Source organism: Bacteroides sp. AR29, assembly GCF_900217715.1.
GTDB classification, from domain to species: domain Bacteria; phylum Bacteroidota; class Bacteroidia; order Bacteroidales; family Bacteroidaceae; genus Bacteroides; species Bacteroides uniformis.
On the sequence record NZ_OBMS01000019.1, the window covers coordinates 48,263 to 60,698 of the forward strand.

Genomic DNA, 12,436 nt, shown 5'->3' on the forward strand with positions numbered 1-12,436 from the left:
AATGAAATCACTCAGAAAGACATTGCATGAGGGCCGCCTGAAAACCCACCAACAGGTTCGGGCATGGCTGCAACCCAAGATGGGAGCAATCGGTACGAAGTATCGGTTGGCGGCAAGAATCCGTTTGGCTAACGCATGGGCAACCAAACATCCGAAGCGGACATTCGCTTATGTAACCGGAACATTGGCTTTTGTTTTGATGGGCGACATTTGGATAAGTGGAGCTAAAGCATATTTACCAAGTACCTCAAATGAATTAAACGAGTCCAATATCAGTATGGTTTCCAACATGGAACCGCTTTTCAGCGGCTTCCATACCATACAGGCAAACAAGGACATCCAGCGCAATACGCTGATGGATTTGGTAGCCCAAGGTCAGGAACTCCGTGAGGAATTGGATTCGATGATTGCCGTCCCCAATAAGTCAAGGATAGATTCCGCCCGTATCATCCAACGATACCGACAGCTCGAAAACATTGTAAAATCCCTTAATAATAATGAGAACAAATGATTAAAATCAATTTCAAACAACCCAAGTATATCTTCCCACTGGTGGTGTTCGTGCCGCTGTGCGCCTTGATATACTTCGTGATGCAGACCTTCAAGAGTTCGGGCGATACCGAACAGTCGGTAGCCACCGACCGCATCAACATGGAACTTCCCGAAGCCCAAGCGGAAGAAGCCGGAGATAAGATGTATGAGATGTCAAGACGTTTCGGTGACGAGGATGCCTTTACCGCAGTCGGTGCTATCGGCGAGGAAAAGAATGAGACCGAGGAACTGGAGCATGGTTATACCGAAGAGGAACTGAATCTGCTTGATGCAGCCGAAGCAGAACGCATCCGTCAGCAGAAGGAACTGGAGGAGTTGGAGCGTTCCCTTGCGGAATCCCGAAAGCATATCAATGAATATGCCTATGGCGATAATCCGACCAATGGTTATACCTCAAAGGATGAATTTGCCCAAGATTTGGAGGAAATCCAACGCAGGAGCTATGAACGGCAGAAAGCCATTGAAAGCGGACTGGGTATAACCACCCCGGAGCAGGAAGAAGCCCTGCAAAGGCAACGTGCCGATTCCTTAGCCAAAGTACGACGGGAAGAGAAAGAACGCAACCGTCCCAAGCTGGTTATCAAATCCTCCGATACCAATGCGGACAAGTTTCACACGGTCTCTTCTTCGGACGATGCGGTGGATGCCAAACTGATTCGTGCCATGATAGACCAGACCACCAAGGCACGTGAAGGCACCCGGCTTCGCTTCAAACTGTTGGATGATGTGACGGTTGGCGGCATCAATTTGAAGAAAGGCACTTACCTTTATGGAACGGTCACAGGCTTCGGACAGCAGCGTGTACGTGCGGCCATCACCAGCATCCTGATTGGGGACAAGTTCGTCAAGGTCAATCTGTCCGTCTTTGACAATGACGGTATGGAAGGTTTCTATGTTCCCGAATCCCAGTTCCGTGACTTCGTGAAGGATGCCGGCTCTAATGCGGTGCAACAGAACATCAGCTTTAATTCGGGAAGCGGCTATGAAACCGGCATATCGGCTGAAGCCATCGCCCTGCAGACCTTGCAGAATATGTATAACTCGGCATCGTCGGCCATATCTTCCAATATCCGAAAGAACAAGGCGAAAATCAAGTACAATACCATTGTCTATTTGATAAATTCGGATGAAGCGAGGTAAGGATTATAAGAGTTCATAATAAAATATCAGTAATAACATAAGCAATTATTTCTATGAAATCCAAGATTATTCTTTTCATTCTCTGTGTCCTTTGTTTCGTAGGCAACGCATCTGCCAACGAAAGAATCTATGTCAATAGCGGAGTGACCACCCACATCGTCATGCCGGAGAACATTAAGTTGGTGGATATTTCCACTCCCAAGATTATCGGCAACCAGTGTGCCGACAACATTGTACGCATCAAACCTTTTCAAGAGAACGATTCCACTTCGATATGCAGTTATAAGGAAGATGAACTGTTGGGTACGCTTACCTTGATTGGAGAGCGGCATATTGCCCAGTATGACATTGTTTATACACAATCCCCTACATTGGCGGCGTCCATCTTCCAAGTCCCATACAGTGATACGCAATCCTACATCAACCCGGAGGTGTCTATGCCTATGTCGGAAATGGCCCGCTATGCGTGGGCGGTCTATGGCAGTGACCGCAAGTTCAATCAAGTGGTATCAAAGGCGCACGGCATGAAAGCGGTGGTCAATAACATCTATGCCATCGGGGATTATTTCTTCATTGACTACTCGTTGCAGAACAAGACGAAGATACCTTATGATATTGAGGAACTACGTGTGAAGCTGACCGACAAGAAACAGAGCAAGGCTACCAACTCCCAGACTATTGAGCTGACTCCGGTGTTCTCACTCAACCATGCCAAGAAGTTCCAAAAGAACTACCGCAATGTGTTGGTGCTTCCCAAACTGACTTTCCCTGACGAGAAAGTGCTGAGACTGGAGATTTCAGAGAACCAAATCAGCGGACGTGTAATCGTGCTGACCATCGAATATGAGGACATCCTCAATGCCGACGGCTTTGACTCGGACATATTGAAGAACTGCGATTACTATCCTTACCATTACATCAAATACTCTGTCGAACAATGAAAAAGCTATTATTCATTCTACTATGTGCGGTTTGTACCATAGGCGCATCCGCACAAAATGCCAAGTTCACGATAAATGCAGGCTTTCAGTTTCCCTCTACGTTGAATGCTACGGTCGGTTATGAGCATCCGCTATCCTACGGCAATGCCGTGGAGTTATATGGCGAGGTGGGTAACCATTGGAGGAAGCATGACTTTTGGAAAGGTTACTTCTGGGATGGAGGTATCGTGTATAAACAAAGGCTGGCAAGATACAAGAACGGTATGCTTCGTTTCCGTTTCGGCCCTCAATTCGGTGCGGTGGAAAGGAAATTCTTTCTCGGTCTGGAAGCGAGCTTTGAATACAGTTACGTTTTCAGAAACGGCTGTGAGTTTGTGATAACCCAAAAGAACAATGTGAACTTTCTGCATGGGGACACCTTTCGTAACGGGTTGCTGTTGGGCATGAAGATACCGTTTTAGTTATTTGAGTTTGTAGAAATCAATATAAAGAACTATGGCATTTGAAGAAACAAGGGAACAGCAGCAGATGTATAACTACCTCCGTAGCTGCATCTATATCTTTCTCATCATTGAGATTATTATGAACCTGCCTATTTCGGCAGACAACCGTATTACGCAATTCATTCTTGACCTCTTAGGCAGATTCCCTGTGTTCACGTCCGTTTCGGGTTGTAAGATGGTGGAACTGGTCTGCATCTGTGTAGTGTGTATCGGTACAAAGGCGAAGAAGGCATTGAAGTTCAACGTGAAGACAATGGTCATCTATCCCGTATTAGCCGGACTGACCCTTGTCGGACTCTGCTTCCTCTTTCACAAAATGGACTTCGGAATGAGTTGGATGGGATTCCCGGCCAACCGCATTCTTTATGCCGTATGTTCTATCGTGGGCACCATGTTGGTACATCAGGGATTGGACGGCATCGCCAAGTATTATAACTATAAGGTTGGTGATGACCGTTTCAATTTCGAGAACGAGTCCTTCCAACAGTCTGAGGTACTTACCAATAACGACTATTCGGTAAACATACCGATGATATACTATTGGAAGCGTAAGATGCACAAGGGTTGGATTAATATCATCAATCCTTTCCGTGGCACTATTGTTCTCGGTACTCCGGGTTCGGGTAAGTCTTTCGGTATCATAGACCCGTTTATACGGCAGCACGCGGCAAAGGGTTTTGCCATGATGGTGTACGATTTCAAGTACCCGACACTTGCCAAAACGCTATTCTATCAGTTCTGCAAGAATCGTAAGGCCGGTAGGTTACCACAAAACTGTGGTTTCCGCACCATCAACTTTACGGATGTGGAGTATTCTGACCGTATCAATCCTATCCAACGGAAGTATATTCCTGACTTGGCGGCGGCTTCGGAAACGGCAGCTACCTTGTTGGCTTCTCTGAACAAGGGAGGTGGAGAAAAGAAAGGCGGTTCGGAAGCGTTCTTTACCAACTCTGCGGAGAATTTCTTGGCGGCTATCATTTACTTTTTTGTAAACTTCCACCCTGTCGGATTCAGAAACGGAAAGAAACTGAAACGCTATATTCTACTGGAGGGAAAGAAACTGGAGATTGTCATTCGGAATTGGGATGACTTTAATGCCATAGATGAGAAGGGAAATGTAGTGTTGGACTTCGTGGATGAGAACGGCAATGATGTCTCTACGGACGAGGACAGGATGTTTGTGGACTTGAACGGATTTTCTTACAAAGATAGAACCAAAAGGCTCATTAAGATTGAACGCTGTTGGTATGAGGATGAATATGGCAACGAGGTTGAGCCGGACACCGTGACCGGGGAGTATTCCGATATGCCCCATGTGCTTTCTTTCTTAGGCAGGTCTTACGACCAGGTGTTCAACATCCTGATGCAGGATGATAAGATTGCCTCTTTGATGGCTCCCTTCAAGAGTGCTTTCGAGAACAAGGCGAATGACCAATTGGAAGGTATGGTGGGTACGCTTCGTGTCAATGCCGCAAGGTTGGTATCTCCCGAAGCCTATTGGGTATTTACGGGGGATGACTTTGACTTGAAGATTTCTGACAAGGAGCATCCCAGCTATCTGGTCATCGCCAACGACCCGGAGAAGGAACAGGTAATCGGTTCGCTGAACGCTTTGGTGCTGAACCGACTGATTACACGTGTAAACTCCAAAGGAAACATCCCGGTAAGTATCATCGTGGATGAGCTGCCTACTCTGTACTTCCATAAGATAGACCGTTTGATTGGTACGGCACGTTCCAACAAGGTAGCCGTTACTCTCGGCTTTCAGGAGTTGCCCCAGTTGGAAGCGGACTATGGCAAGGTGGGTATGCAGAAGATTATCACTACCTGCGGTAACATCTTTATGGGAGCGGCACGTAACAAGGAAACCTTGGAGTGGGCGCAGAACGATGTGTTCGGCAAGGCGAAGCAGACCTCACGCTCAATCTCCATCAATGACCAAAAGGTATCTACCACCATCTCGGAGAAGATGGATTACCTTGTTCCGGCAGCGAAGATAGCGGATATGGCTACAGGATGGCTGGCTGGTCAGGCGGCACGTGACTTTACCGCCACCGATGACAAGATGCTGGACAGCTTTGACATCGAGCAGTCGGAAGAGTTCAAGACCACGAAGTATTTCTGTAAGACCCACTTTGATATGAAGAAGATTAAGGCGGAGGAAGACCACTATGTGGCTCTCCCAAAAATCTATGAGTTCAAGAATGACCGTGAGAAGGAGATTATGCTGAACCGTAACTTCAAGCGTGTCAATCAGGAGGTGGAGGATATGGTCAAGGAACTGCTTGGAATGAGTTAAGTATGGAAAGACTTGCGAAGATACCCACCTTTAGCGGAAGCGCATTGAAGATTATCGCCATTATCTCAATGGTGATAGACCATTGTGCCTACTTCCTGATGGATGAACATACTATGATGTATGATGCTATGCGCTGTGCAGGTCGTATCGCTTTCCCGGTGTTCGCCTTCTTGATTGCGGAAGGTTTCGCTTATACGCATAACCGAAAGAGGTACTTTGCACAGCTCCTGTCATTTGCCATATTGAGTGAAATTCCTTGGTATCTGTTGAACGGAGCGGATGGTACGCATAATGTGATATTCACGTTGGCTTTAGGTGTGGTAGCTTTGGCGGTACTGGATAAAATGAAAGGGAATAGCATCCTTTGTGGGGTTGCTATTCTCTCTATTGCTTGCTTCGCCACCTGGTTAGGAACGGATTATGAGTGGCGAGGGATATTGATGATTGTCGTTTTCAATTTGTTACGGAATCAAAACATGAATCTTCCTTTTCCCTATGGTCGGATGATGCAGCTTTCTTGTACTTTTCCATTGATGATGCACTATGGTAGCATCGGTGCTTTGCTGGCTTGCATGGTTATCTTCTTATATGATGGCACAAGGGGATTTATCAAGGGCAATGCAGCCAAGTATGGGTTTTATGCTTTCTATCCGGCACACTTGCTACTAATATGGTGTACTATAACATTTTCAGCACACTGATAACAGCCGGAACATAATCGGGTGCTTCCGCATATCCAATCTTTTTCAGCCAAAGCAGATAGTTCCCATCTTCTCGTTTGTACTTGTACTGCACCTTGTTATAGTAGGCTCGGACACTTTCCGACCAATGGTCAAACTCATAATACTTTCCGGTGTGTGGATTGGTCAGTCCGAAGAGGTTGTGCCTATCCCTACACAGCGGAGACGTGAACCACCCAGTTTCCAATATAGCTTGTGCCAATACTACTTTGGGGTATAATATGCCATTCCGTTTAATTTCGGTATAAAGATTAGGTATCGTCAATTCAGGAAGATGACCGTTTGATTTAACTCGCTCAGATTTTTGGGACGTCTTACCGTCCACTTTTTGGGTATATGGACGCTTGCTTGTTCTAATATCCGGTTGAACTTTCAATGTATCTTTCGGTTCATTATTTGAGCCTATTGGTGTTGTATCTTTCTTATTATCAATACTCTTTTCCTTATCGCTGGCTTGAATCAATTTGATTTCTGTCTCTTTCGTTATCGTATAGAACTGTGTCGATGCCATTTCCGGCACCATCATCAAGAACATCGCTGTCAGAATAGTGTTGCGCATTTCTTTTCTCGAATTTGATGTGGATAATTTTGTGACATCCAAGCGGTAACGACACCACAAAATTAACAGTTCAACATCATTCAAATGGAATTACACAACAGAAATTTATCCGAAATGCTGCCCTACGAGAAGTTGGCGGTATTGGGCATTGACCGTCAGAAAGCGGATTTATTGCCACAGGAGGTAAAGGAAAGACTGATGTCCGGCGAGGTTACTCCGCTGATGCAAGTCTCTATCAATGCCAACAATGGCGACATCATCACTTTGCCTGTCAAGTTACAGCTTACCGCTGATAAGAACGGTAATCCGGCTCTTATCGCCTATCCGGTCAGAGCGGAGCTTGAAGTGGAGCGGAACAAGGTCCTTCGCTTAACCGAACAGGAAGCTGCACGACTACGGAATGGCGAGGTGCTTCAAAAAGCCGTGGAGGTAAACGGCGAGAAGACACAGCAGTATCTACAGCTTGACCCAGAGACCAAATCGGTCATCCACCGCAAAGTAACGGACATCCAACTGGAGCAGAAACTCAAAGACATGGAGAAGGTCAATGACATTGAGTTGGGCATCCGGCAGAAACAACAGGTACGCGAGGGAAAGCCCGTCGAACTCAATGTAGGCGGAGAGAAGGTATCTGTGGGCGTGGACTTGAAAGAGCCGCAAGGCTTCAAGGTCATTAACGGGAATATGAAGGAGTGGGAACGGCAGCAGAAACTCCGTTATGACGAACAGCATCCCGAATACTTGGGTCTGGTAATGACGGACAAGAACCGTTGGGAATACCAGAAGGTCGTGGATGCCCAGTCCAAAGAACGTGCCATCCACTTAAAACCTTCCCGTGAAGAAAAAACGACCAACGGTCTTAAACGCTGATAATTATGGCTAAGAAATCAGATAAAGAACAGGAAGCCGTCTTACCCAAAGAGTTCAGCAATCTGAAAGAAAAGCATCCCGATGCGCTACTTCTCTTTCGGGAAGGCGATTTCTACCGTCTTTACAAGGAGGATGCCGTAAAAGCCGCCTTGATTCTCGGCATAGCCACAGCAGACAAACTGACTTCGGGCATTGACAAGAAGATAAGGACAGTCGAGTTTCCAAGAATCGCATTGGACACCTACCTACCCAAACTTATCCGTGCCGGAGCACGTGTCGCCATCTGTGACAGGCTTGAAGTCGTGGAGAAAATAAGAAAGCACGAAGAACCAACCCAATCAAACAATACCGATATGGCAAAGAAGAAAAAAGAGAAGGCTGTGCAGGAAGAGCCTGCCAAGACTGTGATGAACGCAGCCGGGGAGAAACCTGCCAAGGAGAAGAAAGCGGAAACGCAAACGGAAGCCAAGAGTGGACAGAAAGCTGAGACGAAACAGGAATGCGTGCCGCACGAGCCTCAGATGGTAACAAGTAGTGGTGAGAAAGTGACCCACGCCCATGCCTACCAGAGCAAGGCCAACCCCGAAGAGTGGTACTTCACCGCCAGAATGGACGGCAAGCCGTTGAAGCCGCAACTTATGGATGCTGCCGACTTGGCCGCCTGCCAGAAGAAGGAAATGACCGTGTCCCAGTTGATGGAACGCTATTATCCCACCAAGCTGATGCCCAAGGTGTCTGAGGAAGCCTTCAAGATGCCGAAGTCCATTGCCGGACCGGAAGGCAATATCTCCGTGGAAAAGTTCAATGTCTATAAGGAGAAGGATGAGCAGCGTGCCGATTATGGCAAATATAAGTTCTATGCGCAGATTGGCGACTCCAAGATGTCGGCTGTCGCTTCCCGCCAGGACTTGAACGCTTACTTCGACCGGGTGATGACACCCGCTCAGTTAGTGGAGAAGAACTTTGGAGAACGCCTTCATCTGAAATCTGCATACGAGAAGTACCAGCTTCCCGAAGGCATTGACCCGAAAGGTGTGCGTGTGGCGAAAGACCATGCCGATAACAAGTGGAAGGTGTCCGTGGATATGGGTGACAAGGGGCGTACCACCAGGCATGAAATCTCCTTTGATGACGGCTATTCTTTGTTCAAGACGAAGACCGCCACCCGGGAACAGATTGCGGCCAAGTACCTGAATACGGAAATCACAGGTATGCTCGCGGCAAAGAGTGTCAAGGCGGAAAAGTCCGCATCCATGAAAAGATAACGTAATCAAACAACAGTTTAACGATAAAAGAAAAACTAGATATGAGTGAGAAAATGAAGTATGAGGAGTTGGTGGAACTCCTTCAGGAGGGCAAAATCGGTTATCTCCGTTTTGTCATGGAGTGTGAGAACGAACAGGATTATCTGGAGTGGTGTCGTACCCACGGTACAGACCCCTCGGATGAATCCGCTGAGTTTTATATCGAGCAGACGGACATCGGACAGATGGACCGTCAGGTAATGGACGACGAGGATTATGGCATCTGGAACTAGTTACAATCCGTCTGCTCCGGGCAATGCAGGCCAGGCCGCTTTGGACAAGTTCGCAGCGATGATGATCGGCCGCATGGAGCAGATGAAAGCCTCCGACTGGAAAAAAGGCTGGATTGGCGGCGCTTCGGGTTATGCCGGCCTGCCGCAGAATGTGGGCGGTAGGAACTATTCCGGCTCCAATTCGCTGTTCTTGCAACTGCATACGGCGGCGAATGGTTATGATCTTCCGGTCTATCTGACCTTTAAACAGGCGCATAACCTTAAAGCGCATGTACTGAAAGGCGAAAAGGCGTTCCCGGTGGTCTATTGGGATATGCTGGTAAAGGACAAGAACGGACAGAAAATCAGTTCGGATGAATACCGCGCCATGAGCCGGGAGGAACGGAAAGATTTGGAGGCTATTCCATTTATCAAGGCTTTCCCGGTTTATAATGTGGCGCAGACCAATTTGGCAGAGGTTCAGCCGGAGCGTATGCAAAAATTGCTGGAGAAGTTCAAAGTTCCTGAACTTAGAGATACCGAGGGTATGTATGCCCATGCCGCCCTTGACCGTATGGTGCAGACCCAAGGATGGCTCTGCCCGATACAGGCAGACAAGCGTGTGGACGGTGCCTTCTATTCTCCTTCCGCTGACCGGATTGTTGTTCCCTTGAAGGAGCAGTTCAATATCGGCAATACCCCGGAGGAAGTCTATCGTGGCGGTATGGAGTATTATTCTACCATGCTGCACGAAATGACTCACTCGACCATGACGGCTGACCGACTGAACCGTGAGATGGGCGGCAAGTTCGGAGACCCGAAATATGCGAAGGAGGAACTGGTAGCGGAACTGACGGCTGCCATGATCAGCCATTCGATGGGATTTGATTCCAAGATAACGGACAACTCCGCAGCCTATCTGGACTCGTGGATCGGTGTCTTGAAGAAGGAACCGAAGTTCATCGTTTCCATCATGGCGGACGTGAACAAGGCTTCCGACTTGATTCTTGACCATGTGGACAAGCAACGGTTGGCATTGGGCGAACAACCTTATCTTGCCAAGAACGACCCTTTTGCTCCTTTGGGTGTCGATGAGGAAGTTCCCTTCAAGAATGCCGCCATCATCAAGACCCGTTCCGGTGATTATGCCATCCGTGCTTCATACGATGGTGTGGAACTTGGATTGAAAAAAGTTACCAATAACACAGCAAAAACGTTCTTCCAACTTACCGACCAGAAGGATAAAACGGCATTTCTGAATATGACAGCACGTAAGACATACGAACCGGAGTTAACAGTTATGCGGAGAAGTCAGAAAGTGAGTTCCGGGATTAGTCTATAAGGAGAGTTACAGATGAGTGATTACAAAGTAAATTTCAAGGACATGAAATCCCGTGTGGGTGTGGATGACATCGCTTATGCGTTGGGCTACCGTTTGGATAGAAAAGCCGGTGTCGGCAAATATATCGAGCTGGTATTGGGCGAAGGCAACAACAGGCGTGATACCCTCATTGTAAGCCATCCACATAACAAGGCGGCTCAGACTTTCTTCCGCAGGGATGGCTCCAAAGGTGATGTGGTCTCTCTCATTCGTGAGAATCTGAAGTCATTCCTGGTATCGGGTAAGGACGATTGGCAGAAGATTGCCAAGGTTATGGCACGTTTTGCCAATATGCCCGAACCCGAATACCGGGAAGATAGGGAGTATATCAAATCCATCAAGCATGATGCAGTTTTTGATGAATCGCGCTATGAGGTAAAGCCGATTGACACCAACAAGATACCGGGACTATTCTCCCAACGGGGTATTTCGGATGATACAGTGAAGGAACTATCTTCCTTTATTTCCCTTGTCAGGGACAAGCAAAATGGAAAGTTTGAAGGTTACAACATCGGTTTCCCTTACACTAACGAGTATAGCAACGAAGCCAATGGTTACGAGATTCGTGGCTATGGCGGATATAAATCCAAGGCGGCAGGTACGGACTCTTCCTCTTCCGCTTGGGTGGCTGACTTGACGGGCGGCAATCGTGAGGCTGTCCGAAGCGTGTTCTTCTGTGAGTCGGCTTTTGATGCGATGGCTTTCTATCAGATGAACAAGATTCAATTGGGCAATGATGTGGCTTTGATATCATTGGGCGGCACTTTCTCAGACAAGCAGATAACCGGGACGATGGCTCGTTTCCCTAATGCGAGGGCATTCGATTGTTTCGACAATGATTTAGCCGGACGTATCTACGGATTGCGCATGATGGCAATACTGGAGGATATTCCGATGAAAATCTATAAAAAGGATGGTGCTCTTTCTATTGAAGCCAAAGGCAAGTCTTTTGAGTTAAATATGGAACGCTCCTTGACGGCACAGGTCAGCGAGAAACTATCCATCCGTTACAAGATGGGTCAATGGCTTCCGCCCAAGGCTTTCAAAGATTGGAATGACTGTCTGATGAATAAACTGATGGTGCCGATGCTCTTTTCGCATAAGGAGGAACGTGAACAAAACTTGACTGAACGCAGAAATACGGGTCTTAAAATGTGAAGTATATGCAAGGAATAAAATCAAAAGTAGCGGCATTGGCCATTCTATCAGCTTTCCTGATGAACGGCTTGCCTTCTTTCGCCCAACAGACGGATCCGGCTTTGACGGGTGCAGTGATTGCCCAGACGGTGGAGTTGAAGAATATCCACAAGCAACGTAAGAAAAGACAGGAACAGATTATTGCTGCCGAGACAGCCGTGACCTTGGCTCTCGACCGCGTTCACTCTGTGGAGAACAAGATGCTGGAATACTTATCTAATGCACAGGGTGCGATGCAGAACCTCTATCAGATTAAACGTGCAGGGGAATTGGTCACGACTGAGATACCGAAGAACTGTAGCTTGTTGACTAAATCTGTTGGTCGTAATCTGAAAGGTACGGCGATTGCCGCCATCGTGTCGGATGAACTGACGGATGCGGCTACGCAAATGGCCGCACTCTATCCGTTCATGAAACAGCTGGTGACTTCGGGTAGTTACAATGTGGCAGGTGCTGACGGGAAGAACGAGAAGCACAAGATAAACTTGCTAAACTCTTCCGAGCGGTATTATATAGCTAATGAGGTAGTGACCCGATTGGAAGCCATCAATACGGACTTGTTTATCCTGGCATGGCAGTTACGCACCCTTTCGTGGAACGACCTTTGGTTTTCCCTAGACCCGGAGGGCTGGGCGAATGTGATGTCAGGCAAGAATATCATTGACGGCATCGTATCGGAATGGAATCAAGGGTATCTGCTTAAATGGTAGTTAGAATTAGAACAATAATCAAATG

General features: G+C 47.4%; 13 protein-coding genes. 12 read left to right on the top strand and 1 reads right to left on the bottom strand.

Annotation, left to right across the window (positions count from 1 at the left end):
- Position 1: 1 nt before the first annotated feature.
- Genes CSD97_RS12775 through CSD97_RS12800 form a run of 6 tightly spaced genes read left to right on the top strand, consistent with a single transcriptional unit; the run spans position 2 to position 6,139 of the window.
- Positions 2–511 carry a hypothetical protein gene (locus tag CSD97_RS12775; protein WP_098032495.1) on the top strand — a complete coding sequence of 170 codons (510 nt, stop codon included), beginning with the start codon at positions 2–4 and terminating at the stop codon, positions 509–511.
- Positions 508–1,692 carry a conjugative transposon protein TraM gene (gene traM, locus CSD97_RS12780; protein ID WP_098032496.1) on the top strand — a complete coding sequence of 395 codons (1,185 nt, stop codon included), beginning with the start codon at positions 508–510 and terminating at the stop codon, positions 1,690–1,692. The genes CSD97_RS12775 and traM overlap by 4 nt, the downstream gene beginning before the upstream one ends.
- 53 nt (positions 1,693–1,745) lie before the next feature.
- A complete protein-coding gene (gene traN / locus CSD97_RS12785; protein ID WP_098032497.1) occupies positions 1,746–2,633 on the top strand; it encodes a conjugative transposon protein TraN in 888 nt (295 codons plus the stop codon).
- Positions 2,630–3,094 carry a hypothetical protein gene (locus CSD97_RS12790; protein ID WP_098032498.1) on the top strand — a complete coding sequence of 155 codons (465 nt, stop codon included), beginning with the start codon at positions 2,630–2,632 and terminating at the stop codon, positions 3,092–3,094. The genes traN and CSD97_RS12790 overlap by 4 nt, the downstream gene beginning before the upstream one ends.
- A gap of 34 nt (positions 3,095–3,128) precedes the next feature.
- Positions 3,129–5,438, top strand: a complete 2,310-nt coding sequence (locus CSD97_RS12795; RefSeq protein WP_098032499.1) for a type IV secretory system conjugative DNA transfer family protein — start codon at positions 3,129–3,131, stop codon at positions 5,436–5,438.
- Positions 5,439–5,440: 2 nt separating this feature from the next.
- Positions 5,441–6,139 (top strand): TraX family protein, encoded by a 699-nt coding sequence (locus CSD97_RS12800; RefSeq protein WP_098032500.1) that lies wholly within the window; start codon positions 5,441–5,443, stop codon positions 6,137–6,139.
- Here the strand turns inward: CSD97_RS12800 and CSD97_RS12805 are convergent.
- Positions 6,117–6,737, bottom strand: coding sequence for a glucosaminidase domain-containing protein (locus CSD97_RS12805; RefSeq protein ID WP_098032501.1), 621 nt, complete (start codon positions 6,735–6,737; stop codon positions 6,117–6,119). The two genes, CSD97_RS12800 and CSD97_RS12805, sit on opposite strands and share 23 nt — an antisense overlap.
- Before the next feature lie 84 nt (positions 6,738–6,821).
- Here CSD97_RS12805 and CSD97_RS12810 point away from each other — a divergent pair, with 84 nt between their 5' ends.
- Genes CSD97_RS12810 through CSD97_RS12835 form a run of 6 tightly spaced genes read left to right on the top strand, consistent with a single transcriptional unit; the run spans position 6,822 to position 12,411 of the window.
- Entirely contained in the window at positions 6,822–7,607 is a 786-nt protein-coding gene (locus CSD97_RS12810) for a DUF4099 domain-containing protein (protein ID WP_098032502.1), read from the top strand.
- A 5-nt stretch (positions 7,608–7,612) separates the two neighbouring features.
- Positions 7,613–8,872, top strand: coding sequence for a DNA mismatch repair protein MutS (locus CSD97_RS12815; protein WP_098032503.1), 1,260 nt, complete (start codon positions 7,613–7,615; stop codon positions 8,870–8,872).
- A 41-nt stretch (positions 8,873–8,913) separates the two neighbouring features.
- Positions 8,914–9,144: a hypothetical protein gene (locus CSD97_RS12820; protein ID WP_098032504.1), complete on the top strand. Its 231-nt coding sequence runs from the start codon at positions 8,914–8,916 to the stop codon at positions 9,142–9,144.
- Positions 9,128–10,465 (top strand): ArdC-like ssDNA-binding domain-containing protein, encoded by a 1,338-nt coding sequence (locus tag CSD97_RS12825; RefSeq protein ID WP_098032505.1) that lies wholly within the window; start codon positions 9,128–9,130, stop codon positions 10,463–10,465. The genes CSD97_RS12820 and CSD97_RS12825 overlap by 17 nt, the downstream gene beginning before the upstream one ends.
- 12 nt (positions 10,466–10,477) lie before the next feature.
- The gene (locus CSD97_RS12830) at positions 10,478–11,662 is read left to right on the top strand and encodes a DUF3991 domain-containing protein (RefSeq protein WP_098032506.1); all 1,185 of its coding nucleotides are present in this window, start codon (positions 10,478–10,480) and stop codon (positions 11,660–11,662) included.
- A 5-nt stretch (positions 11,663–11,667) separates the two neighbouring features.
- Positions 11,668–12,411, top strand: coding sequence for a hypothetical protein (locus CSD97_RS12835; protein WP_098032533.1), 744 nt, complete (start codon positions 11,668–11,670; stop codon positions 12,409–12,411).
- Positions 12,412–12,436 lie beyond the last annotated feature (25 nt).